The organism is Paenibacillus sp. JJ1722 (assembly GCF_048282685.1).
Lineage (GTDB): Bacteria > Bacillota > Bacilli > Paenibacillales > Paenibacillaceae > Paenibacillus > Paenibacillus polymyxa_B.
Genome location: NZ_CP182500.1, coordinates 723,430 through 748,168 on the forward strand (window position 1 = coordinate 723,430; position 24,739 = coordinate 748,168).

Annotated in this window: 19 protein-coding genes and 1 pseudogene; 16 read left to right on the forward strand and 4 right to left on the reverse strand. The window is 41.8% G+C overall.

Features of this window, described 5'->3' with window-relative positions:
- Positions 1–268: 268 nt before the first annotated feature.
- The 5 genes and pseudogenes from ACM1ND_RS03355 to ACM1ND_RS03375 all read left to right on the forward strand — a co-directional run bounded on the left by ACM1ND_RS03355 (position 269) and on the right by ACM1ND_RS03375 (position 6,219).
- A complete protein-coding gene (locus tag ACM1ND_RS03355) occupies positions 269–835 on the forward strand; it encodes a 5' nucleotidase, NT5C type (RefSeq protein ID WP_023986876.1) in 567 nt (188 codons plus the stop codon).
- Between the two features lie 121 nt (positions 836–956).
- Positions 957–1,751: a Nif3-like dinuclear metal center hexameric protein gene (locus ACM1ND_RS03360; protein WP_068941327.1), complete on the forward strand. Its 795-nt coding sequence runs from the start codon at positions 957–959 to the stop codon at positions 1,749–1,751.
- Between the two features lie 79 nt (positions 1,752–1,830).
- The gene (locus ACM1ND_RS03365) at positions 1,831–4,209 is read left to right on the forward strand and encodes a glycoside hydrolase family 2 TIM barrel-domain containing protein (protein WP_418027980.1); all 2,379 of its coding nucleotides are present in this window, start codon (positions 1,831–1,833) and stop codon (positions 4,207–4,209) included.
- A 231-nt stretch (positions 4,210–4,440) separates the two neighbouring features.
- Positions 4,441–5,636, forward strand: a pseudogene (locus ACM1ND_RS03370) (MFS transporter).
- 13 nt (positions 5,637–5,649) lie between these two features.
- The gene (locus tag ACM1ND_RS03375) at positions 5,650–6,219 is read left to right on the forward strand and encodes a sugar O-acetyltransferase (protein WP_076160523.1); all 570 of its coding nucleotides are present in this window, start codon (positions 5,650–5,652) and stop codon (positions 6,217–6,219) included.
- Between the two features lie 61 nt (positions 6,220–6,280).
- Here the strand turns inward: ACM1ND_RS03375 and ACM1ND_RS03380 are convergent, their stop codons facing one another.
- Positions 6,281–6,832 carry a helix-turn-helix domain-containing protein gene (locus tag ACM1ND_RS03380; RefSeq protein ID WP_023986881.1) on the reverse strand — a complete coding sequence of 184 codons (552 nt, stop codon included), beginning with the start codon at positions 6,830–6,832 and terminating at the stop codon, positions 6,281–6,283.
- A gap of 113 nt (positions 6,833–6,945) precedes the next feature.
- Between ACM1ND_RS03380 and ACM1ND_RS03385 the strand changes: the two genes are divergently transcribed.
- From ACM1ND_RS03385 to ACM1ND_RS03415, 7 genes are all read left to right on the forward strand, one after another.
- Positions 6,946–7,527 carry a LysE family transporter gene (locus ACM1ND_RS03385; protein WP_023986882.1) on the forward strand — a complete coding sequence of 194 codons (582 nt, stop codon included), beginning with the start codon at positions 6,946–6,948 and terminating at the stop codon, positions 7,525–7,527.
- A 272-nt stretch (positions 7,528–7,799) separates the two neighbouring features.
- A complete protein-coding gene (treC, locus tag ACM1ND_RS03390; protein ID WP_076265241.1) occupies positions 7,800–9,539 on the forward strand; it encodes an alpha,alpha-phosphotrehalase in 1,740 nt (579 codons plus the stop codon).
- A gap of 97 nt (positions 9,540–9,636) precedes the next feature.
- Entirely contained in the window at positions 9,637–11,595 is a 1,959-nt protein-coding gene (gene treP, locus ACM1ND_RS03395) for a PTS system trehalose-specific EIIBC component (protein ID WP_069079788.1), read from the forward strand.
- 73 nt (positions 11,596–11,668) lie between these two features.
- Positions 11,669–12,427 (forward strand): trehalose operon repressor, encoded by a 759-nt coding sequence (gene treR / locus ACM1ND_RS03400; protein ID WP_069079787.1) that lies wholly within the window; start codon positions 11,669–11,671, stop codon positions 12,425–12,427.
- A gap of 201 nt (positions 12,428–12,628) precedes the next feature.
- Positions 12,629–13,369 (forward strand): LytR/AlgR family response regulator transcription factor, encoded by a 741-nt coding sequence (locus ACM1ND_RS03405; protein ID WP_069079786.1) that lies wholly within the window; start codon positions 12,629–12,631, stop codon positions 13,367–13,369.
- Position 13,370: 1 nt separating this feature from the next.
- A complete protein-coding gene (locus tag ACM1ND_RS03410; RefSeq protein WP_071559340.1) occupies positions 13,371–14,672 on the forward strand; it encodes a sensor histidine kinase in 1,302 nt (433 codons plus the stop codon).
- A 121-nt stretch (positions 14,673–14,793) separates the two neighbouring features.
- On the forward strand, positions 14,794–16,833 hold the full coding sequence (locus ACM1ND_RS03415) for a serine hydrolase (RefSeq protein ID WP_316243273.1): 2,040 nt from the start codon (positions 14,794–14,796) through the stop codon (positions 16,831–16,833).
- 113 nt (positions 16,834–16,946) lie between these two features.
- On the opposite strand, the gene ACM1ND_RS03420 is transcribed toward ACM1ND_RS03415, so the two are convergent.
- The 3 genes from ACM1ND_RS03420 to ACM1ND_RS03430 are packed head-to-tail and all read right to left on the reverse strand — an operon-like array spanning position 16,947 to position 20,940.
- Positions 16,947–18,140, reverse strand: a complete 1,194-nt coding sequence (locus ACM1ND_RS03420) for a Ger(x)C family spore germination protein (protein WP_023986889.1) — start codon at positions 18,138–18,140, stop codon at positions 16,947–16,949.
- Complete coding sequence (locus ACM1ND_RS03425; protein WP_068941337.1) at positions 18,133–19,236, reverse strand: GerAB/ArcD/ProY family transporter; 1,104 nt, start codon at positions 19,234–19,236, stop codon at positions 18,133–18,135. The genes ACM1ND_RS03420 and ACM1ND_RS03425 overlap by 8 nt, the downstream gene beginning before the upstream one ends.
- 24 nt (positions 19,237–19,260) lie before the next feature.
- On the reverse strand, positions 19,261–20,940 hold the full coding sequence (locus ACM1ND_RS03430) for a spore germination protein (RefSeq protein ID WP_418027069.1): 1,680 nt from the start codon (positions 20,938–20,940) through the stop codon (positions 19,261–19,263).
- 232 nt (positions 20,941–21,172) lie between these two features.
- Between ACM1ND_RS03430 and ACM1ND_RS03435 the strand changes: the two genes are divergently transcribed.
- From ACM1ND_RS03435 to ACM1ND_RS03450, 4 genes are all read left to right on the forward strand, one after another.
- A complete protein-coding gene (locus ACM1ND_RS03435) occupies positions 21,173–22,183 on the forward strand; it encodes a LacI family DNA-binding transcriptional regulator (protein WP_028541072.1) in 1,011 nt (336 codons plus the stop codon).
- Between the two features lie 413 nt (positions 22,184–22,596).
- On the forward strand, positions 22,597–23,253 hold the full coding sequence (gene rpe / locus ACM1ND_RS03440; RefSeq protein WP_068941342.1) for a ribulose-phosphate 3-epimerase: 657 nt from the start codon (positions 22,597–22,599) through the stop codon (positions 23,251–23,253).
- A 19-nt stretch (positions 23,254–23,272) separates the two neighbouring features.
- Positions 23,273–23,722, forward strand: coding sequence for a ribose 5-phosphate isomerase B (gene rpiB, locus ACM1ND_RS03445; RefSeq protein ID WP_023986894.1), 450 nt, complete (start codon positions 23,273–23,275; stop codon positions 23,720–23,722).
- A 42-nt stretch (positions 23,723–23,764) separates the two neighbouring features.
- Positions 23,765–24,724: a hypothetical protein gene (locus ACM1ND_RS03450; RefSeq protein ID WP_023986895.1), complete on the forward strand. Its 960-nt coding sequence runs from the start codon at positions 23,765–23,767 to the stop codon at positions 24,722–24,724.
- Positions 24,725–24,739 lie beyond the last annotated feature (15 nt).

The following is a 24,739-nucleotide window of genomic DNA, read 5'->3' on the forward strand; positions in this document are numbered from 1 at the left end:
GATTTATTATTTAAGTGAGATTTTCTATGGTATCATTGTATTTATTGCTTATATTTGTTTGAAATTTAGTTTATTTAAATAAAACTAACCTAACTTTTTTGCTTTAATATATCTGATTTATGTAGATAAACCTAACGTTGTACTTGGCTAATTATCTTGAACAAAGGCGAGATCTAATCGGACAGCAATACCTAAGCTTCACCGCGATATTAAATTATAGTATGATATTCTTGTGAAAAATTTTACCAGAGTGAATAGGGGCAAGCTGATGAGAAAACCAATCATTGCAGTTGATATGGACGATACCATCTGTCATCTCGTCAAACGAGCCATATACCATAACAATAGTGAATTTCCCACTCATACGCTTCGGTATGAAGAAATGTTAGATTGGAACACTGATCATCTACGTCATCCCAAGAGCACGCATGATGTATTTTATGGGCGACCGGGTTTGTTTGAGGAACTTGAACTGTATGACGAGTATGTTGTAGAAGAGATGGAGAAGCTTTGCAATGCTTTTGATGTCATTATTGTGACAGCGGCAGAACCCAAGACCGTCGTAGAGAAATGGAACTGGCTTCAAAGACATATGCCATTCATTCCGATTGAGAACTTTTTCCCATGTAAACGAAAGAACCTGATTAACTATGATCTCCTGATTGATGATGGTCCTCATAATTTAGTGCCTGCGCTAGAGGAGGGGAAAAAGGTGCTTTGCATTCCTCATCCATGGAATCTGAGAGTAAGAGAGCAATATGAGTTCCCCGTCATGACATCCTGGCAAGGAGCAAAAGAACGAATCGACTCCATTTTAGGAGTTCTGTATAAATAATAGAACCATTCGTAAAACAGCTGGCTCCTTTGGAACTGGCTATTTTGCTAGAAAGAATAGCACTTATGATTGAAATAAAATGGTACAATTGATATGCATTATCCATGAGGAGGGAACGTGTATGACCATGACTATGGGTCAGATTGTGAATCATCTGACCAAGGGAATAAGCATACCCAACACCACCGTAGATCTACTGGACCCAGGATATATAGATACTGAGGTGCAAGGAATTGTAACCGCTTTCTCCGCTTCGCAGTATGTGATAGAACAAGCTATTTCTCTAGGTGCAAATTTTATCATTACGCATGAAGGCATCTTTTATAGTCATCAGAGAATGCATGAATGTTTACTACATGATCCTGTTTTCTTGCAAAAATCTCGCCTCATTGCCGATGCAGGTATAGGCATTTATCGGTTTCATGACGCCATACATCGTTATCAACCGGATGGAGTGATAGTTGGGCTTCTTCAGGCGCTTAGCTGGCACAACTACATTGTGAAACAGCAGCCGACGGCCGCCATTTTGACTATTCCGGCTATGGAAGTTAAGGAGATCGCTGAATATATCAAAGCCAAACTACATATTCGTTATGTACGGGTGGCTGGCGAGGTTTCCATGCCATGTGAACGAGTGGGAATCTCAGTAGGATACAGGGGAGGTGGTGAACTAGCCATTCCATTATTTCTAAATGAAAATGTGGATTTAGTCATTGCCGGTGAGGGCCCAGAATGGGAAACACCAGAATATGTTAAAGATGCTGTCTATCAAGGGCAAAGTAAAGCACTTATCATGCTGGGACATGCTGAAAGTGAAGCACCTGGGATGAAGTATCTCGCAGATGTACTTTCCGCCCAATTTCCAATGCTCCCCGTACACTTTATAGAAGATCGCCCGGTGTATCAAATATTGTAATGAGAACACGTCTTTTGTGATGGTCATCCCGCACTGTTGTTATATCCGTTCATCCACTTTATGAAATGGAGGCAAGATGATGGGAAGCAGAGTGATTATGCCATTCAAAATAAATTGGAAATTTATAGAAGGTAATTATGCAGGTGCTGAGAAAATGGACTATAACGATGAGCATTGGCGGCTCCTTCAAGTCCCTCATGATTGGAGCATTGAAAAGTCCTTTGATCCACATATGCTGTATGGTGGCAATCAAGCTTATTTGCCGAGATGGTCTGTGGGATGGTACAGAAAGCATTTTAATGTGAAGCCCTCCTCTCCAAAACAGCGCGTATACATACAATTTGATGGCATTCACAGTAACAGTGAGGTTTGGATCAATGGGCATTTTGTGGGCGAGCGACCCTATGGATATGTTAGCTTTCAATATGATTTGACTCCATATATTCGGTGGGATGAGGAGAATGTGCTTGCCGTCAAAGTGGACAATACGATTCTTTCACCTGATAGATGGTATTCGGGGGCCGGTATTTATCGTAATGTCTGGCTGATTTGTACAGATTATATTCATATAACCGAATGGGGGACTTACATTACCACACCTGAAATTTCGCCAGATGAAGCCAAGGTGACTGCCAGAATCCAGGTCACTAATCATCACGCTCATGCCGTAGAGTGTACGATTATGACTGAAATGCTGAACCCACAGGGACAGACCAAAGGAAAAGTGGAAAACCGAGTAACCCTTTCGGGCTGTGAAACGGGGGAAATAGAGCAAAAAACGCGAGTTATAGAGCCAGAACTATGGTCACCAGACAACCCAGTGCTCTACGAAGCCCAGACGACGATCTATTGCGACAATACAGAGGTGGATCGTTATTGTACTCCTTTTGGCATAAGAGAAGTGAAGCTGGATACACAAAAAGGTTTATTGCTGAATGGGGACAGCTTAAAGCTAAAGGGAGTGTGCATTCACCATGATTTAGGCTGTCTGGGGGCTGCTTACCATGATACAGCCATGAAGAGAAGGCTGCAGAGGCTGAAAGAAATGGGCTGTAACTCGATTCGTTTTGCTCATAACCCGATGGCGCCCGAATTATTAGATTTATGTGATCAGATGGGGTTCTTGGTGGTTGATGAAGCTTTTGACAAATGGAAGTCTCTTTTCTATGAGCATTTGTATGATGAGTGGTGGGAAAAAGATCTGGAAGCAATGTTGCTCAGGGACAGGAACCATCCCAGTGTTTTCATGTGGAGCGTTGGGAATGAAGTGGAAAACCAAGGTCAGCCATCCATGCTCAAAATGTTGGAGCAACTTGTGGGTTTCTGCCATGAAAAAGACCCGACTCGACCAGTTACATGTGCACTTGAGCCGCATAATACACCAATCAGCTTGCGTGAGGGTTCGATTGAGGCCAAAGTGGAGCATACCAAACAGCTGGCACAACGAGTGGATGTTCTGGGGGTAAACTATCAGGAGCAGTGGTATGAGCACTATAGAGCGGCCATGCCGGATACGCTTATCCTTGGAACAGAAACATTCCCATACTATCGGGGTAAGGATAACCGGGTTAAAGGTTATTTGCCTATGAATCCCTGGTTTGATGTCGCTAATCATGATTATGTGATCGGTCAATTTGTTTGGAGTGGAATTGACTATTTGGGAGAAACGAGTTATCCCTCCAAAGGGTGGTCCTCGGGCCTGATTGATACTTGCGGATTCCGCAAACCAGTATCTTATCTCCAACAAAGTTTATGGTCTGATCAGCCTATTGTGCACATAGCCGCATTTAACGAACACATGAAATCGGAATTTAATCCGACATGGACGATGCACTGGAAATCTCCGACCATGGAAGATCACTGGACATTTCCTGAATACGGTGGAAAATTGATACGGTTGGTTACCTTCACCAATTGTGAGAGCGTGGAATTGATCGTGAATGATGAATCATATGGTAAGAGGAAGCTAGTGGATTACCCTAATCATTTAATCCTATGGGAGCTTCCCTATACACCGGGCAAAATCCGGGCTGTGGGTCGCAATGGAAACGAGAAGGTTTGTGAGCATGAACTGACCACTGCCGGGGCTCCTTATGCTCTAAAGTTGGAGGCCGATCGGACGGTTCTACCTGCTGATGGGCATGAGATATCTCATGTGGAAGTAACGGTCATAGACCCAAACGGGATCATCGTACCTAACCAGGATTTTGATGTAATCTTTAAACTGCAGGGAGATGGTCGTATCCTTGGAATAGACAATGGTAATCTCACCAGCGATGAATCCTTCAAGGGGAATGAGAGACGAACACACAGGGGAAGGTGTCTCGTTGTTATACAATCCGGTTATGTGGCTGGTGAGTTGTTGCTTCAGGCGTCAGCAGATGGAGGGTTGCTGGGAGAAACCAGACTGAAAATAGAAGAAGAATCCAAAAGACAATTCAAGGCTGATTCAGTATAGAGCTTGTATAGTTTAATTAAAAGGTCTGAATAGGTGACGAGTGCTCATGCTCTACCTGCTCAGGCCCTTTTTAATATGTTTACAACTGACAGTCAATAGCCATCTATGACTATAATTCTCTTTTTGACAAATAGTTTGGATACGAATAGAATGACTAATTATAATATAACTTATTAAAAGATTAATAAAAAGTGGTGATAAGGAGATAAGTAAATGCCAGTAGAACCCTCCATGAATCCCAGGGTAATTCGTAACATTTTATTTTTGTTATTCGCTTTACCGGGTGTAGCTTTTGCTTCCTGGGTGTCTCGAACGCCTATTATCCGGGATATTTTACATGTCTCGACTGCCGAAATGGGAATCATTATTTTTGGATTAGCCGCAGGTTCTTTAGTGGGACTACTTAGTGCAGGCAATATGATTTCTCGTATAGGTGGACGGGCGGTCATTTTGGTAAGTGCGATATTGATTGTGATCGGTTTTGTCATTGTAGGGTTGGGAACTGCATTTTCGCTCACGAGCATCGTATTTGCTGGTTTGGTCATCTTTGGAGGTGGCTATGGGACAGCGGAAGTAGCTCTTAATGTCGAAGGTTCTGCGGTAGAAAATCAATTGCAAAAAACGCTTTTGCCTGCTTTTCACGGTTCATTTAGTATGGGGACACTTGTAGGTGCGGTTATTGGCTCTGGAGCAGCGGCACTACACATACCTGTTGTGGTCCATTTTGGAGCAATGGCTGTCATGATTGCAGCGGTAACTTTCTATTTTTATCGTTTTCTGCCCCGCAATACAGGTATAGAGAAAGAAGTTCCTACTCAAAAGGTCGGATCTAATCTCAAGGCGCAGCTTGCTGTATGGAAAGAAAGACGGATTTTATTGATCGGTATCATCGTGTTAGGTATGGCGTTTGCAGAAGGGTCTGCGAATGACTGGCTGCCGCTAACGATGGTAGATGGTTATGGCGTGGATTCTTTAACAGGTTCCTATATGTATGGACTATTTGTGGCAGCGATGACCATTGGACGTTTTACTGGCGGATTCATACTGGATAAATACGGCCGTGTCCCTGTGTTGAAAGGGAGTGCTGTCCTGGCTGCTATCGGTATCATTCTAGTGATCTGGGGACAGCATTACCTCATGGCCGGACTGGGCGTCGTATTATGGGGTTTGGAGCCTCACTTGGTTTTCCTGTGGGCTTATCTGCTGCCGGAGACGATCCTCGTGGTGCAGCTATCCGGGTTGGAGCCGTAGCCACGATCGGTTACATTGCCTTTTTAGTAGGCCCCCCAGGATTAGGGTTTTTAGGTGAACATGTTGGACTTCTGCATGCCTTGATTGTAGTGCTTGCTGGCGTTATTGTTGCTGGCTTGATATCGGGCGCAGCCCAACCTATTGGGATGAAAGAAAAAAATCAGATTAAAATATAAAGGGGATTGTCCCATGACTATGAAAACGGAAAAACAAAAGATGATGAATGGAGAACTTTATGTAGCTGCTGATCCTCAATTAACAAATGAAAGAGAGTATGCGAGAAGATGTGTACGTCTCTTTAATCAGACGGCAGAGACGGATCGTGAGTACCGTGAAAAGTTACTTAAGGAGCTTTTCGGGTCAACTGGTGAAAATATAGGTATGGAACCCAACATACGCTGTGACTACGGATACAATATCCATGTTGGGGAAAATTTCTACGCCAACTTTGACTGTACCATTTTGGATGTTTGCGAAGTGCGCATTGGAGATAATTGTTTCATGGCTCCAGGAGTCCATATTTACACAGCAACTCATTCCATAGATCCGTTTGAACGAATCGCTGGCCCAGAGTATGGGAAACCTGTAACGATTGGCAACAATGTATGGATTGGCGGTAGAGCAGTTATTAATCCCGGTGTTACGATAGGTAATAATGTCGTAGTGGCATCAGGAGCAGTAGTAACCAAGGATGTTCCAGATCATGTGGTTGTAGCTGGAAATCCAGCACGAGTGATAAAGCAAATTAAAATCTCCTAAACAGCATACAGGCAAATCATTTAATTTAAAGACTTGTATACTTATGGTCTTCAAGATTGAACTATACAGAGTAATAAATAATCATATTCACCCGAACCAGGGTTTCTCCTAGATTATAGTAAATGTGTGGGCGGTCTGCTTTAAAGCGGATCGAATCTCCAGCTTTAACCGTGTATATTTCCTCACTGACTTTTACCACCATCTCACCCTCAAATACCGTAATAAATTCTTCTGTACCTTCACGGTGCGGCGCTGAACTCAGTTCTCCTCCTGCTTCAATCTCTACGGTGTAAACCTCAAAATTTCTACTTCCTTCATAGGGGAAAAATGGATACAACCGATATTGATTATTTTCTTCAAGCACTTGTACTTTGCTTTTAGGAACGACTACTGCATCTGAAGGTGGTTCATTAATCAGAGCAGTGAAAGAGATTTTCAAGCCGTTCGCAATTTTCCATACGGTTGTAATCGAGGGATTAGATTCTCCGCGCTCAATCTGACCGAGCATCGTTTTACTGATCCCCGTCAGATCAGCTAATTTATCTAAACTTAATTTTCTTTCATTTCTTAGATGTTTCAAATTTTTACTTAAAATCAGATTAATATTCTCCATAATTCTTCGCTCCTATTGTGCTTTATAAAGAACATATTGTACAATCATAAAGTACAAATGTACGTCTCAACGTACATTTCATTCAATTATAACATACGGGAGTTGATTGTTGCATGCCGTTTATTCCGTTCCTTTCTTATGCACTTGTTAGCAGCTTTACGCCAGGTCCCAACAATATTATGTCTTTAGACAGTGCCAGGCGGTTGGGTTTGAAAAAAGCATTCCCATTCTTGCTGGGAGTAACAGCAGGTTGTTTCGCCATTATGCTGTTAGCCTGCTATTTTAATCTTGCTTTGTATCATTTTTTGCCACGGGTTAAGATCTGGATGAATGTTCTCGGCAGTCTGTATATGCTTTATCTGGCGGTGAAAATTGCAAAGAGCAAATCCTCTACGGAGGATAATGATCACAATGAGGGATATTCCTTCAAATCAGGACTGTTGCTACAATTTATCAATTTAAAAATCATTTTGTATGGTATTACGGTCATTTCAACGTTTGTAATGCCTTATGATGTATCGTATATAGAGCTTATTACGATTTCATTACTCCTGACTTGTATTGGTTTTGTAGCTGTAGTGAGCTGGGCGATTTTTGGCGCAGTGTTTCAACGTTTCTTGAATAAGCATGAGCGTTCCTTCAATATCATAATGTCCTTATTGCTCCTTTATAGTGCACTATCGATATGGATGTAAATGAGTACCTTATTCATCATAGAAAAGAAAGGTTCCTGACTATAGGCAGGAGCCTTTTTTCGTGTGAATTGAGCTTATTCTACGAGTCATAACATACAATCGGACAGAATGGATGAGTCTCCTGATCATTTAGCTGCAAAACGGGTATTACCTTAATAGATAAAGCTGTTGACAACTTGTATATACATGACTTAATCTTGTATATACAAGATGTTGAAAGCGTTATATTATTTTTTACGCTACTTCATTTCGCAAGAAAGGAATGAGCATGAATGGAAGCAATGAACAAGACTTTAATTCCTCAAGATAAGGACTGGTGGCGCAAATCAGTGGTCTATCAGGTTTATCCCAAAAGTTTTAACGATACAACGGGCAAAGGAACCGGTGATATAAGAGGACTGACGCAAAAGCTGGATTATTTAAAAAAACTGGGTGTGGATATTGTCTGGTTGCAGCCTGTATATGTCTCACCACAACGTGATAACGGGTATGATGTAGCCGATTATTGCCAGATTAATCCCGATTATGGAACAATGCAGGATTTTGAAGAATTGAGCGAGGGAATCCGGGCGCGTGGGATGTACCTAATGATCGACATCGTGGTTAACCATTCTTCCACAGAACATGCCTGGTTCCAGGAGGCACGGCTTTCTAAGGATAGTGAGTATAGGGACTACTATATCTGGCGTGATCCAGCACCCGATGGTGGACCTCCAAACAATTGGGTTTCCAAATTTGGTGGACCAGCTTGGCAATATGACGAGGCAACAGGCCAATATTTCCTGACACTGTTTGATAAGACTCAGGCGGATCTAAACTGGGAAAATCCCAAAGTCCGTCAAGAAGTTGTCAATCTGCTGGAATTTTGGGCTGAGAAGGGAGTTAGTGGTTTCCGACTGGATGTCATTAATTTGATTTCCAAGGATCAGCAATTCTCGGACGATGATAGAAGCACGGCTCCTGGCGACGGACGTAAGTATTATACGGACGGTCCACATGTGCATGAATACATCCATGAGTTACATGAGAAAGTATTTGCCAAACAGAATAGCGTCACTGTGGGTGAGATGTCCTCCACCTCACTGGATCACTGCATCCGTTATTCCAATCCAGAGAGAAAAGAATTGTCCATGACCTTTAATTTTCATCATTTGAAGGTGGATTACCCAAATGGACAAAAGTGGGAATTGATGCCATATGATTTTGAAATGCTGAAAAAGCTATTTTCGGATTGGCAAACGGGCATGCAACAGGGTGGCGGCTGGAGTGCATTGTTTTTTAATAATCATGATCAGCCAAGGGCAATCTCTCGCTTTTTGGATGATGGCGAATACCAAGCGGAAAGCGCTAAGCTGCTGGCAACCACGCTACATGGTCTTCAAGGAACGCCTTATATATTTCAGGGTGAAGAGATTGGGATGGCCAACCCGCAGTGGGCAGACATTGAAGAGTTTCGGGATGTTGAATCTCTGAATATGTATCGTATCTTACAGGAGCAAGGCAAAAGTGCAGAAGAAGCATTGAATATCATTCGAGAGCGGTCTCGTGATAATTCGAGAACACCGATGCAGTGGGATGGCACTCGCAATGCGGGCTTCACTTCAGGTACTCCCTGGATTAAGGTAGATGAACGATATCCACAGATTAATGTTCAGGCTCAGTTAGAGGACCCGAACTCTATCTATCACCATTACCGTAAGCTAATTCATCTGCGTAAGACGGTGCAAGTCATTACCGATGGGAATTATCTACGCCTGGACGAAGCTCATCCTCAGGTCTATGCCTATCAACGCAGCAATGAAGAGGAGACTTTGATCGTCATCTCCAATTTTAGCGGACAGGATACGCAATTCCGTATACCGGATTCATTTTATTCATGTTTAGAAAATCAAGCGTTGGATGCGGCTGAGTTCTTAATTGGTAATACTCAGCACGCCCCGGAGCTAAAACAAGTGATCTCTTTGACCCCATATGCTTCATATATGTGGATTGTTTGTAGACTTAGTGAATAGTATGGAGACATCTAGTAGCACCCCGGGCACGGGCACGTTATCTTTGATAACCGGGGTTGCTGCTTTAAAATGAGCGAACGTTAAGGGAGTGGGCTAAATGGCGATTGAAAGATCACAGGTAGAAGACATTATAAAAGCCGTTGGTGGCAAAGACAACATAGAGGCCTCTACGCATTGCGTAACTCGTCTGCGATTTGCCCTTTATGATGATAAGCTGGTAGACAAAGATGCACTCGAACAAAATGATCTGGTCAAAGGCCAATTCTCTTCACAAGGACAGTATCAGGTCGTGATTGGCCCAGGTCTGGTGGATAAGGTATATGACGAAATGATCTCCATTACAGGAGGTAGTCGGGCTTCTAAAGACGATGTCAAAAATGCGGCAAGCAAAAAACAAAATCCAATTCAGCGTGCCATCAAGACGCTGGCAGATATTTTTATCCCCATCTTGCCCGCAATCGTGACTGCAGGCTTATTGCTTGGAATAAATAATATTTTGACTGGTAAGGGAATCTTCTTCGAAGGAATGGCTTTGGTTCAGGTCTATCCTCAATGGACCGACTTTGCTGCTATCATTAACACCATTGCCAGCACCGCATTTACATTTCTACCTGCCTTAATTGGATGGTCGGCCGTTGTCAGGTTTGGCGGCAGTCCTTTACTCGGGATCGTACTGGGTCTGATTCTGGTTCATCCGGATCTGCTAAGTGCATACGGTTATGCGGATGCGGTTACAAAGGGCACCGTTCCGGTTTGGAATTTGTTTGGGTGGGAAGTGAACAAGATTGGTTATCAAGGACAGGTTTTACCCGTTTTAGTATCCGCTTACGTGCTCGCCCACATTGAGAAATTCCTAAATAAGAAGATAGCGGATTCATTTAAGCTGTTACTCGTAGCACCGATTACATTATTAATAACGGGATTTCTGGCTTTTACAGTGATCGGTCCGGTTACTTTTATGATTGGTAATGCCATTACGTCTGGTCTTGTATACGTTTTCGATTTGGCTCCTGCGCTGGGAGGCCTGATTTATGGAGGCTTGTACTCCTTGCTCGTGATTACGGGAATGCACCATACTTTCCTGGCGGTGGACGTGCAATTAATTGGTACGCAAGGTGGGACATTCCTTTGGCCGATGCTGGCGCTGTCCAATATCGCTCAGGGTGCCGGAGCACTGGCAATGATGCTGGTATTGAAGGAGCAAAAGGGAAAAGGATTGGCTCTTACCTCTTCAGTGTCTGCATTTCTGGGTGTAACCGAGCCTGCCATATTCGGAGTGAATATCCGATATAAATATCCGTTTGTATTCGCAATGATCGGTTCCGGTATTGCAGGTATATTGCTCACCGTAAATCATGTGATGGCTTCTTCCATTGGTGTGGGCGGGATTCCAGGCTTCTTGTCTATTTTCCCAAACAACTGGGGTGTATTCTTCATCGGGATGGCGATCGTGTTAATTGTGCCGTTTGCTTTAACTTTAATGTATGGCAAGTTGTTAACTAAGCGCCGTCAGGCTGCACCAGCCAATGATTCCGTAAGGAAAGACTCGCTTCCGCAAAATACCGCACTAGATGTGCTTGAAGTGAGGACTCCCGTACGAGGACGTGTTGTACCGTTAGAACAAGTTCCTGACCCGGCTTTTGCCGAACGGCAGATGGGTCAAGGTATAGCAGTGGAACCGAAGGATGGCAAAATTCTTGCCCCTTTCAGTGGGCAAGTCATTCACATCATGGTGAAAAGCAAGCATGCCTTGATCTTAGAGCATCCGACAGGTGTACAGATTCTGGTACATGTGGGAATTAACACGGTGTCCCTGAAGGGGGAAGGATTCACCATGCATGTGGAGACAGGTCAAACCGTAAAGCAAGGACAACTATTGATGGAATTTGACCGTGAGCTGATTCAGAAATCGGGATACCCCATTATTACACCAGTCATTGTCCCGGATGGTCAGAGCATGATTGAATCGGTTGAGGAACTGCCAGGTGAGGCAGAAGATTTGCAGTATACCTTAATGAGAATTCATTTGAATTCTTCATCAGACAATACGAATTAAGTCAGATTCATCGTACAGCCTATTTTAGTGAACAGGAAGTGAAAGGATGCTACAATGAACGTGGTGATGAAAATTGACAAAGAATATATTTTTGCAAATTTATCAGGAGTACTCGGGACGAATCCAGACAGGCGAATTGGCTCCAGGCACGAAAATGCCATCTGAAAATGAACTGGCCCGAGAGTATAACACTTCTCGCGAAACCGTACGTAAGGCACTTCACTTGCTTGCACAAAATGGGTATATCCATAAAATAAAAGCTAAAGGATCTTTTGTTCTGGATATTGGACGGATGGATTTCCCTATAGGAGGCTTGGTCAGTTTCAAGGAAATGTCTGAACGGATTGGGCGTACATCACGAACAATTGTACATGAAAATCATTTAATTCCAGTTCCAGATGACATAGCCAATCATCTTGAGATTAACAAAGACAAGTATTTGGTCTGGAAAGTTATTCGTGCGCGTGAGATTGAGGGTGAATGCGTCATACTGGATAAAGATTACTTTCGATCAGACATTGTACCTGTGCTTACCGAGGAAATTAGTCGTGGGTCCATCTACGAATATTTGGAGGGAGAACTCCATCTTCAAATCAGTTATGCCAAAAAAGTGGTTTCCGTAGAAAATGCAGACGAAGAAGATCATAAGCTGATGGACCTTCAGAACTACACTCATGTGGTCGTAGTACGTAACTATGTTTATCTGGAGGACACCACCTTGTTCCAGTATACCGAGTCAAGGCATCGGCTGGACAAATTCCAATTTGTCGACTTTGCCAGACGTTCCCACGGTGAAGAGAAAAGAACTGATTTTTTTAATAACGATCAATAAAACAGTTAAGAAACCCCGTCTTTTGAAGACGAGGGTTTCTTTTTTGCCTTGGATGCAACTGCTGAGCAGCTTGTATACTGGCATTTGAGGGATTTGAATTTGCGTTTTATCCAAAAGCTGTTTATAGAATATTAAAAGGTTATATACTGTTTAGAATACAATTCCATGATCAATGCAATGGGAATGAGGTGTATGTTATTTATGTATAGAGTGGCTATCTGCGATGATGAGCACAAGCACAGAGAACTTGTTAAAAATATGCTGATCACTTTGTCGATAAAGACCAATATAGAATTTAAAGTTGAATTATTCGACTCAGGAGAACAGCTGGTATCTCATTATCAAAACCATGAATCTCCATTCCATATCTTAATATTGGATGTTGAAATGAATGGCATAAACGGAATTCAAACCGCCCAAAAAATAAGGAATTTAAATCACCTGGATGAACAGATTGTTTTTTTAACGAGCTACCCTGAATATATGGTGGAAAGTTTTGACGTAGTCACATTTCAGTATTTAATAAAACCGATTGCTCCCCATATCTTTGAGGAAAAAATGATAAAGCTGTGTCAATATTTTCAATCTCTCGATAAAAAATTCGTTATCATCAAGTCAGCTTATGAGGAAGTGCTTTTAAAATATGATGATATCATTAGTATTGAAGTGGCCAAAAGCTTAACCATAAAAAACAAACTGCATTTTGTAACCTCTACTCAAACCTATGATAGCAAAGGGATTCTTTCGGACTATGCTTCAGCATTAAAAGAACATAATTTTCTACAAATTCATCGTTCGATTATTATAAACTTAATTCATGTGAAAAAATTTGCTGGCGGTGATGTTTTGATGTCAAATGATGTGAAGTTACCTATTGGGCGTTCTAAAATAAAAGAAGTTAAAGATCTATATACCAAATTTATGATCATGAAGATGCATTAATATGATGGAATATAGCTACCTGCTTCTTAACCTATGTGTTGTACTGGTGATGTGCTTTCAAGTGAATTTTTACTTTAACTCGGTTTTTGATAAGTCCAATCGAAAGCCAAATAGATTCATATATTTCATTATTTTCGGGTTGCTGAACATCTTATATTTAAGTGTTTATCTGTCTCCTACGCTATCCTCGATTTTGGCATTACTTGTCATATTTAGTTTAGCGCAATCTTATACAGTGGAAATAAAGACAAAGATCATTTTTTCTATCCTTTATGCTGTATTGATAACCATCGTTAATTTTATATCTCTTTATATTTTATATGCTGTAGGCTCCGTTAAAATTAGCAACTTTAGCCATTTGGGTGGGCAAGATCACTTGATATCCTCTAAGGTTATGTTACTCAGCTGCATTATCATGTTTGCTGTCATTCAGATTATACGGCTATTTGCCAAACGCAGAACCTTCCCTTTGCAGCATCGTTACTATATTTTATTTTTAATCGTTCCCATCATAAGTTTATACCAGGTCAATGTTTTATCTGTTTATAGTGAAAAGAATATGTATTATTTTGGTTCTATTATTAGCTTTATTTTTTTAAATGTTTTTATCATATATATTTTCGATAATATCATTGAAAAATTTCAATTAATGCATGAAAATGCTCAATTACAACATCAGATGGACTACCAAGATGCTAACTACGAAAAAACGGTTTACAGCTTCAAAAATATGAAAAGAATCATTCATGATACACACCAACAGTTTTTGTATATTGAAGAATGTATCAAGAGAAATGAATTGGCTGAGGCGAGTGAACATATTAAGGTTACATTAAATAAAATCGAAGGAGCCTATCAAAGGGTTAATACCGGTAATCTGGTTATAGATGCTCTTGTCACAAATAGTCTTAATATTGCTCAGGCCAATGGCATCAAGGTAGATACTCAGCTTAACTTGTATTCACAAAAAGTAAATATTGAACGTTATGACTTGTGTGTCGCTCTGGGCAATATGCTGGATAATGCCATAGAAGCATCTAAAAAGGTCAAGATTGCGGATGATAGGTACATTCTTATTAAAATACATTCCAATGAGTCCGCGCTTTTCATTCACATCCTGAATCATGTGGAGAATGAAGTGGCTCATTTGCATAGTCAAAAATCAAACCCGGATGTACATGGCATTGGCTTGACCAATATATCCAGAATATGTGACAAATACGGTGGGAATATGACCATTGAAACAAAAAATAAAGTATTCGATAATATGGCTTTATTGCCATTTTATAAGGACAATTCTTAGACATCTTGCTGTTTAGGGATTGTTTTTTTCGTTTCAGGGTGACTTTTTTATATAGAATCCTCGTTCATAGTATGATCAGTCCAGTAATAATCTGGGAACCCATAAGAGGAGGAAATATGGAATGAAGAAAATAATAGCTGTGTTCATTTCGGCTATGCTTTTTGTACTGCCGATGACGAATGCTTTTGCTCAAGACAATCCTGAACCCATTAAGGAAAAGGCTCGCAATCTGGCCTCGGAGCTGGTATCCAAATACGGTGCTAGCGGTGTGCAGTATGCCATTAGGGACCATGGAAACATCGTATTATCGGATAGCGTGGGTGTAAAGAATAAAGCAACCAACGAGCCAATCACCAAGGATACGATGTTCGGTATAGGCTCTACAAGCAAAATGTATGTATCTGCTGCAACGATGATGCTGGTGGATGCCCATAAGGTAGATATTGATCAGCCGCTAACAACATACATTAAGGACTTTACAATGGCTGATGAAAGATACAAACAAATTACACCGCGTATGCTGTTAAATCATTCGTCGGGTCTTTACGGTGCCCACTATAAAAATAGTATGTTATTTAATGACAATGATACAGAAAATCATGATGAGCTATTGCTGAGATTACGATCAGAAACTTTAAAATCCAACCCCGGCGAATATTCTGTATATAGTAATGATAGTTTTCAATTGCTTGAAATATTGGTTGAACGGGTGAGTGGTCTAAGTTATACCGAATTTCTGGCAAAGCATATTAGTGCCCCTTTGGGTTTGAACTCTACGAAAACACCACTCGATCAGTTTGACAGACAAAAGCTGTCCAAAACTTATTTTCCTGCGATTGAGGGGGCCTTACCCGTTGAAAATGCCAATGTCATCGGGACAGGGGGCTTATACTCTACCGCAGAAGAGGTGGCTATGTTTTCAGAAGTATTAATGGGGAACAGACCCGATATTTTATCTGCACAATCGGCGAAGTCCATGCAAAGTCATGAATATCGAAAAGGAATATGGGTACCTGAAGAGACAAACAGCTTTAATTATGGGCTTGGCTGGGATGCGGTTCAGTTGGCACCGTTTAGTGATTACGGAATAACTGCGCTATCCAAGGGTGGGGATACTGTTTTGTATCACTCTACTTTGATCACCATACCAGAGCATCAAATTTCTATGGCTGTGCTTTCATCTGGAGGGTCTTCCATCTTAGATAGTATTTTTGCTTCTAACGTTTTATTGGAAGTTTTAAAAGATAAGGGCATCATTAAAGACATCATACCAGATAAAACATTTGAGGCTCCTGTAAAAGTGGAAATGCCATCTGATTTACTTTCTTATTCGGGATTATACGGTTCTGTGGGTACAACCATCAATGTAGAGATTAAAAACGGTGAGTTTGATTTACCTGCTTTTTTGGATGGATTCGTCCCGGCGCAAAAATATGTGTATACAGGTGATGGACAATTCAAAAGCAGTGATGGCAGTGTAGCCGTAAGCTTTGACAAACAAAAAAACGGGAAAACGTATATTAAGGCTAACATTTATTTAAACTTTCCGGGATTAGGCCAAATGGTTATGGTGATTTATGAATATCAAAAGCTTGATGCCAATCCTCTAAATACTACAGTTAAAAAGGCATGGGAAAATAGAAACGGGAAAAATTATTATGCTTTGGATGAAAAGATATCTTCCATATTTTATCTGGCCCCCTCATTTATAACAAAAAAAATATCCGTTGATCATGATGGATACGCAAGTGGTACTAAAATTGTGGATGAGAATAAAGCAGTAAATGCCGTTGAGATTCCTGTTATGAGTGGAAGAGATGCATTTGATCTGAATTTTTATACCAAGGATGGTTCGGAGTATTTAACCATAGATGGACAATCCTATATCAGTGAAGATGCTGTTAAACCTATCTTGGGAGGAAAATCAGTGTACACCATACCATCTAATGGCCAAGCCACATGGTATAAAATAGATAAAAACTCAGCCAATAAAACGATGACCGTTGATTTTCCAAAAAGCGGAGGCTTCGCTGTCTATGATGAAAACGGTGCGGTTGTACAATTTTCAACTGCTAGCAATAACTCGGTTGTACTGCCCAAAGGTGGCTTGATCGTTTTAGGTGGCCATGCAGGGGATGTATTTAAAATCAATTTGAATTAAGCGTGTAGCCGCTTCTGGAAATTCAGGAGCGACCGTTGCAGTGTTGGATGGTTATGAAGACAACCGCGAATCTTAAGTCGAATTGGCTTTTATATAAGGCCAATTCGACTCTTTCATTCGGCAGATGAGCCTAAATCCGTAATAGATAATTTTATATCGAAGGTTACGGGTATTTTGCTGAATTTGTAATCCCAATCATCCTTTACTTTTTTCCACACTTGAGGCTGCTCAATATTTAAACGTTCGCCAAAACTGGCGACATCGACTTTATATTCTGATTGTAATTTGTGCATAAGAGACTTAATCCTTCTAGTCACTTCTTTTTCAAATTCTTTCTCAGCCTCTTTCATGTTTCGTGTCTCTGTCGGGTTCACTTTCTCATCCCAGTTTTCGATTAAACGTCCTTTGGATTCAATTTTTACGTGAAACGAGATATCGTTACCCTCGGTCACCTTCGCTGTTATTTTGCTTTTTACCGATTTGATCTCATAAGTTATAGCTTCATTCCGCTTGTCATACGTTTTGACAGCTCCGCCCTCAACATCACCTTTAATCCATGCAATGCTCTCTACGTCTTGTTGTCCCAAACTACCGATCCAGTGACCGGTGTCTCCTTTAATAACACCAGCACCCGAAAATTCTAATTCCCCATCGGATTCAGAAATGTTTTGCAATATATAGCTTTTTTTGGAGTGCATCAACCCATCCAATTCAGACAAATTGACTCCCCTCATCACCTTGCTGGTTCTGAAATGATTACGAAGCATATATAGAATATGAATGGATGGGACCTCGTCCTTATATTTGGTAACTAAGGTATCAGCTGCACGTTCCTTACTTAAGAAAACAAAACAACTCGGACGAATATCATTATCACGAAGCACAAAATCCATCAATTGCTGCATCGTCTGTTGTTCTGCCAATTTGGTGGAAACCACCATGACCTTTAGATGGTGACCAATAATCGGGCGATCCAGACGAAGGGATAATTGCCGGAAGATTTCAAGTAAAGAATCCCCGGTGGCAGCTATATTAATATAGTTTGGCCCTTGTCCACCACCTTGTTTTGCCGTGTTTCCAAAAGTCTTTTTGGGGACGATTTGCACAGTGGCAGTAATTTTATTTTTCTTGAAGTAACGGCTGCCTTCCTTTTCCAGGTCCTTTTCCACTGTGCTGGGCTCACCCTTATCCAGAGCCAGTCCTGTATACATGCTTAGTTCTTCTATTTCTCTGCTGCTCCAGCAACCGGCTTGAGTTACCAGGAGAATGAAGGCAAGCAGCAAAGATAGGATTTGTTGCCTATACATTTTGCTTCATTCCCTTCTTCCTGATCATGAAAACGATGGAGAGAAGTACCGGAACCAGAAAAAATAAAATGATTCCCATGTATCCGATCGCATCGCCTAGGCTAAACACTTCCATCATACGAACAGGAGTCATTGTGGAGATAAAGATAATTGGGATTAAGCCAAAAATCGCATAACGATATTTAAGGCCAAATACCTGTGAGACACCTAAGGATGCATTGAAGAAAAAACTGCAGAAATTACAAAACATTTGCATCATCCAGATTACCAGCAACGGAAACTCAAGACGTTCAAAAAGAAATCCGGAGATTTCAAAGCTGCGCATTAAATTAATGGTGGGCCAGGTACTTGTCATAGTAGAGTCCACCGATAACCCGCCGACTACCATAACTACTGTCAAAAAGTATAATACCCAAGGGATGCTGATTCCCACTACCATGGCCTTTATGGCTTTTTCAGGGTACTGTAAGAAAGCGACCAGTGTCATGATGACTTCACATCCAGTGAAAACAAGGACAGTCGACTTTAGCCCCTTAACTACTGGAAGAATACCGCTACTCAATACAGGACGAAGATGGTCAATTTCAAAGATCCTTAGGCTAAGGACAAAACAGATGAGTAAAAAGAAGAGACTGATCGGGAGTACAATCTGGTATAACCGCGCAATGGGATTAATACCTCCAAAAACCAGATAACTTCCCACCCAGATGAATGGAATCACAATCGCCCATATGGGTGTCCCTTCAAGCAAAAAATAAATCGTCACTTCAGCTAAAACACGAATCTCAAAGCCAGCGATGATGATAAAGTATATGATTAATAATAGACTTAAAAATCCTCCTGGAATGATACCGACGATTCTCCTGGAGTATTGATACACAGTGTTTCCGGGAAATTGTTGGCTTAATTTTACCATGAGCAACACCACTAATATGACAATACATCCGCCAAGCAGGACAGAGAGCCATGCATCCGGAGTCTTTACCGTTTCAGTTACACCTCTTGGCAGTGTCAAAATCCCTGCGCCCAATACCGTATTGGTCAGGAATACTGCCGCCTGTTTGGATGTAATCTTATCATCAGAACGTCTAAACACAATCCTTCCTCCTTCCTCCGGGTGCTATGATTTGCGCTTGCTTTGCTGAGTTTTCATCATAACGGGTCTTCGTTTCATCAGAGATATAGGGGCTCGAATGTACACATCCTTCCAGTCGCTTGGACGCATAGGGGAGAAGGGAGTCACATACGGTACGCCAAAGCTTTTTAATTTCGTCAGATGGATACAAATTAACAGAAAGAACAATACGGTTCCAAACATGCCCAGGATTGCTGCAAATAGCATGCCAACGAAACGCAAAAGACGCAAGGTAATGCCCGCACTATATGTCGGTATCGAAAACGAAGAGATGGCAGTAACCGAAACCACAATCACCAGGAACGGGCTAACAATGCCCGCATTGACAGCAGCATCGCCGATGACTAAGCCTCCCACAATGCCCATGGCAGGACCGATAGGTTTGGGCAATCGTATGCCGGCTTCCCGCAGGATTTCGATAGAGATTTCCAGAATCATAACTTCTATGACAGATGGAAAAGGAACGCCTTGACGGGTCTCGATGATGCTAATAATCAGCTTGGTTGGAATCAAACCGGGATGAAACGATATGAAAGAGATATATAAAGCAGGACCCATAAGCGCTATAAAAGCTCCGCAAAATCGTAACACGCGTAAAAGTGTCCCTGGAATCCAGCGCTCATAATAGTCCTCGGGAGATTGGAGTAGCATACTGAAGGTCACCGGAACAATAAGTGCAAAGGGAGTACCATCCAGCAGAATCGCTACTCTTCCTTCCAACAAGGCACTCATGACACGGTCGGGGCGCTCAGTGTTGTGGGCCTGCTGGAACGGACTTAAATAATTGTCTTCAATAAGTTGCTCCACATAACCGGATTCAGCTAAAAAGTCCATGTCTATTTTTGAAATTCTGCTGTTTACTTCTTCGAGGAGATCCGGATTCACAATATCCTTGATGTACGCGACAACCAGATCTTTTTTGATTCGGCTTCCCACTTGGAATTTCTTCATTTCCAGACTTTTGTTTATGCCTTGGCGTCGAAGCATCGAAGTATTTTCACTTAATACCTCCGTAAAACCGATCCTGGGACCCCGAAGTAATGCTTCAGAGGTTGGTTCATTGACGGAGCGAATGGCGCCATTAGGCGAGCCTACCAGCAGTGCTCCCTTCATTCCTTCAATTAATAAGGCAGTATGCCCTAAAAGTATAGACTCCTGCAGGTCCTCCATATCAGCAACTTCACTAATTTGCGTAAGCGGCATCAAGCTTTCTTTTATAAAAGAGCTATTTATACTTTCTTGCTGTTCCTGTGGGTCCTGCTGGCCGTCAAACATCAAGACCTCCAATACCTGCTTGCTCATAAGCTTTTCATCCTGCATACCTTCTATGAAGACTAACACGGACCGTGCATGATATTTCTTTACTACAAACTCACGAAAATGCACATCACTATTTTCGCCTATAGCCTCTCGGATCGAATTTAAATCGGAATCGTAATTCCCTGTAATTTTGGAGCTTGGTTCATGCTGTTGATCAATGTGCCCTTCGTTATTTTCATCGGAGAGAGAACGACCAGAAGAATGCTTGGATTTCGCTCCCTTACTGCCAACAAACGAATAAATCGAGGTGTTTATATAATAAATCCCTAAAGGAATAATCAACGCGAGGCCTGCTTGAAAGAGTGTACTCCAGCTTGGAATATAAGAAATTATTTTAGACCACATGATGATCACCTCCATACGATTAATTCATTTTTCCTTAAGATACAAGTTGTTCCTAAAGTATTCCTTATAAAGGTTGTATTTACTCATTAAATGGTATGTTGACTTGTGGTCTCTTCGTATTTTGGCGGAAAACTCTTTCTATGCTAGTGTGTCAGTTGACACCCATATTAGGATTATGTTAATCTCCAATCAGGAAAACGTTTACTCAATATAATTATTTGAGGGAAATAATATGAAAAAAAATCAAGTGTCCATAAAGGATATTGCCAGGTTAAGTGGAGTTTCTGTAGCTACGGTTTCCCGTGTGATTAACGAGAATGGTCGCTTCTCTGAGGAAACACGGCAGAAGGTTGTTGAAGTAATCCAAAAGTACCAATATGAGACTAACAGCATCGCCAAAAGCCTGCGGATGAGTAAATCACAGACGATTGGCGTTTTGGTGCCGGATATTAATAATGAATTTTTTTCAGTCATTGTACAAAAAGTGGAAAGCTTCTTTTTTAAACAAGGATATTCTACCATTATATGTAATACTGCTAAAGATGCGGAGAAGGAACGAGAATATTTGAAAACTTTGGATGGAAAAATGGTAGATGGTCTGATCTGCATTTCGGGTCAGGAGGAGCTTTCTGCGGAATTGCTTAAACGTCCCATTCCGATTGTATGTATTGACCGACGACCAAAGATTAATACGAACGTAGCTTTTATTGAGTCCAATCATTATGAGGGTGGATTTTTGGCGACAGAGGAGCTGATTAACAAAGGCTGCAAGGAAATTTTGCTGTTGACCAAGCAAAACAATCTATCCTCTGTTAATGAGCGTCTGTACGGGTATAAAGATGCTTTGCAAAAGCATGGACTGCATCCATCCGAGGACCACTTGGTTGCAGTTCGCAATGATGGGCCTACTCTGGAGACCGCACAGGCTGCTATTAAACATGTCTTGGAAAAAGGACTGCGGTTTGACGGTATTTTTGCAACTAATGACTGGTTGGCTTTGGGCGGATTACTGGCGTTACAGAAATTCGGAGTACAGGTCCCCGGTGAAGTCAAGATAGTGGGTTTTGATAATGACACAATTTCCCAATACTGTAATCCGCCATTGACTACAATTGAACAGGATAAAGAAACACTTGCAGATAAAGCTTCCAGTATGCTGCTTCGTATGCTGAGTGGAGACAAGATGGAACAAGAGCAGCATTATTCCATCCCAGTACGATTGATACAACGCAGTACCACCTAGTTTCGTGGTCAGATATCATCTTGCATTAGCCAAGGGAGAGGTGAGCATAGGTACTGTTTTACCTCTCCAGAGTAAGATGGTTGAGCTGTGCTCTATTATGCTGTAAACTTTCCCGTTTAATATCCAACAAAAAAATGGTTTGACAACAATATCAGAAAATGATAACTTTAATTATGTTAAATGTAATCGTTTACCCAAGAGAGTTCAGAATCCATATGATGTGTGAGAAACCAACAAGTGATGGAGTTCGAGCCATGAACTGTTGTTATTTTTTTCAATGGGTAAACGTTTTCTCTACTGATTTATTCAATACCAAAGGGCATAAAGATCAACTGCTGCTTTTTGGAAAATGTTAAACAGATTATGTCGTTTGAGTAATCGTTTACTCTATTTTAAAAGAAGGGTGATTATGAATGAGTATGTTATTATGTCCTTCCATGATGTGCGCTAATTTCAGCTCCTTGGAACATGAAGTAAACGCGCTGGAAGAAGCCAATGTGGATATTTATCATATTGATATTATGGATGGTAGATTTGTCCCTAATTTCGGAATGGGGCTTCAGGATTTGGAGTTTATCCGTAAACAAACCCAAAAAACAATGGATGTACATCTGATGATAGACAACCCTTCCGCCTATATTGATTTATTTGCCGATAAGGGTGCAGACATCATTTATTTTCACCCGGAGGCCGATATGCACCCGACGCGCACCATTGACCGAATTGTTGGAAGAGGGGTAAAAGCGGGAATCGCTCTTAATCCGGGGACAGCCATTGCTGCAGTAGAACCTTTACTTGGCATGGTTGACTATGTGTTGGTCATGACCGTAAATCCGGGTTTTGCAGGGCAAAAATATTTACCCTTCGTGAACGACAAGATTAAAGCGCTGCAAGCTTTTAAACACGAAAAGGGATTGAATTATACAATCGTGGTTGATGGGGCTATCTCCGAAGAGAAGATCAACGAATTGGCACACTACGGGGTTGAAGGATTCGTACTGGGGACATCCACTTTGTTTGGTAAAGAAGAATCTTACAAAACCATCATTAACAGATTAAAAAATATCTAATTCGGGGAGGAATAAAGCCATGAAAATTGCCATCGGTAGCGACCATGTGGCTGTAGAGCTTAAAACGACGATTTCAACTTATCTTAATGAACTGGGTCATGAGGTCATGGACTATGGACCGCAAACTTCAGAAAGAACCGACTATCCGAAGTATGGAAAGCTCGTTGCAGAGGCTGTGGTCGGAAAGCAGGCTGACGCAGGCATTCTGATTTGCGGCACAGGCGTGGGAATATCCATCTCGGCCAACAAAGTCAAGGGAATTCGGGCTGTAGTATGCAGCGAGCCTTACTCTGCACAGCTGTCCAAGCAGCACAACAATACAAATGTTCTTGCATTCGGTGCACGTGTCGTCGGAAGCGAATTGGCGAAAATGATAGTGAAATCATGGCTGGAGGCTGAGTTTGAAGGAGGACGCCATGGCGACCGCATCAAGATGATATCCGACATCGAGGAACAGCATTTGTGCTGACGAACGACCACTTAAAACATAAATGACTTGGAGGAGATTACATTGGCAAAAAGATTAATCGCAAGCACGAAAACGGATATTTTGAAATTTAGCGCAGCAGATCTAAAAGAATCCATTCTGGCTTCTGAAGGGCGCGTCATTATGGGACAGCATCATGTGATGCTGAATTCCGGCCTGGTCGATGGCGTTACCAATGCGGAGATCCAAGCAGCTTACGGCGCAGATATGGTTATGCTGAATGGCTTTGATATGATCAAGGAAGAATCCAATATCGGATTGCGTGAAATGAAGCATGGCAAGCTGGCTGATAAGCCGTATAGCCTGAAGCAAATCAAGGAATGGGCCGGTGTTCCGCTCGGTATTTATTTTGAGTGTCCAAGCCCGGATGCTCAGGTTGCGGGAGAACAATATGTGGAGGCCAAAGAAGGAAGAATCGCTTCCAGAGAGAACTTCCTGCGTGCCTTAGAGATTGGAGCTGACTTTATCGTATTGGGAGGAAATCCTTCCGCAGGTACAACCTTTGAACGGATCATTGAGGCTACCAAGCTGGCAAAAGAAACACTGGGAGACAAAATCCTGATCTGCGCCGGAAAATGGGAAGACGGAACCATTGAGAAAGTATTGGGTGATCCACTGAGCGAGAGACCTTCCAATGAAATTATTAAGGACTTGATCGATTCTGGTGCTGACGTTATTACGTTGCCTGCACCTGGCTCCAGACATGGTATTACAGTGGAGCACGTCAGACAATGTGTAGAATTTGTCCATTCATATAAACCCGGAACGCTTGCTCTTTCTTTCCTGAACAGCTCAGTTGAAGGGGCAGATGTTCAAACGATTGCCTGGATCGCACTCATGATGAAACAGACGGGCGCGGATATTCATGCCATTGGAGATGGTGGTTATGCAGGAACACCTCTTCCTGAGAACGTATACCAGCTTGCGCTGTCCATTAAAGGACGCAGACATACAATCAAGAGAATGGTAGGAAGAAGCCGGTAACGATTGACCCCGTGT

What these genes read in the sequence shown, in the direction of transcription:
- ACM1ND_RS03355 (WP_023986876.1), top strand. Translation starts at nt 269, where the DNA reads ATGAGAAAACCAATCATTGCAGTTGATATGGACGATACCATCTGTCAT.
- ACM1ND_RS03360 (WP_068941327.1), top strand. Translation starts at nt 957, where the DNA reads ATGACCATGACTATGGGTCAGATTGTGAATCATCTGACCAAGGGAATA.
- ACM1ND_RS03365 (WP_418027980.1), top strand. Translation starts at nt 1,831, where the DNA reads ATGGGAAGCAGAGTGATTATGCCATTCAAAATAAATTGGAAATTTATA.
- ACM1ND_RS03375 (WP_076160523.1), top strand. Translation starts at nt 5,650, where the DNA reads ATGACTATGAAAACGGAAAAACAAAAGATGATGAATGGAGAACTTTAT.
- ACM1ND_RS03380 (WP_023986881.1), bottom strand. Translation starts at nt 6,832, where the DNA reads ATGGAGAATATTAATCTGATTTTAAGTAAAAATTTGAAACATCTAAGA.
- ACM1ND_RS03385 (WP_023986882.1), top strand. Translation starts at nt 6,946, where the DNA reads ATGCCGTTTATTCCGTTCCTTTCTTATGCACTTGTTAGCAGCTTTACG.
- treC (WP_076265241.1), top strand. Translation starts at nt 7,800, where the DNA reads ATGGAAGCAATGAACAAGACTTTAATTCCTCAAGATAAGGACTGGTGG.
- treP (WP_069079788.1), top strand. Translation starts at nt 9,637, where the DNA reads ATGGCGATTGAAAGATCACAGGTAGAAGACATTATAAAAGCCGTTGGT.
- ACM1ND_RS03405 (WP_069079786.1), top strand. Translation starts at nt 12,629, where the DNA reads ATGTATAGAGTGGCTATCTGCGATGATGAGCACAAGCACAGAGAACTT.
- ACM1ND_RS03410 (WP_071559340.1), top strand. Translation starts at nt 13,371, where the DNA reads ATGATGGAATATAGCTACCTGCTTCTTAACCTATGTGTTGTACTGGTG.
- ACM1ND_RS03415 (WP_316243273.1), top strand. Translation starts at nt 14,794, where the DNA reads ATGAAGAAAATAATAGCTGTGTTCATTTCGGCTATGCTTTTTGTACTG.
- ACM1ND_RS03420 (WP_023986889.1), bottom strand. Translation starts at nt 18,140, where the DNA reads ATGTATAGGCAACAAATCCTATCTTTGCTGCTTGCCTTCATTCTCCTG.
- ACM1ND_RS03430 (WP_418027069.1), bottom strand. Translation starts at nt 20,940, where the DNA reads ATGTGGTCTAAAATAATTTCTTATATTCCAAGCTGGAGTACACTCTTT.
- ACM1ND_RS03435 (WP_028541072.1), top strand. Translation starts at nt 21,173, where the DNA reads ATGAAAAAAAATCAAGTGTCCATAAAGGATATTGCCAGGTTAAGTGGA.
- rpe (WP_068941342.1), top strand. Translation starts at nt 22,597, where the DNA reads ATGAGTATGTTATTATGTCCTTCCATGATGTGCGCTAATTTCAGCTCC.
- rpiB (WP_023986894.1), top strand. Translation starts at nt 23,273, where the DNA reads ATGAAAATTGCCATCGGTAGCGACCATGTGGCTGTAGAGCTTAAAACG.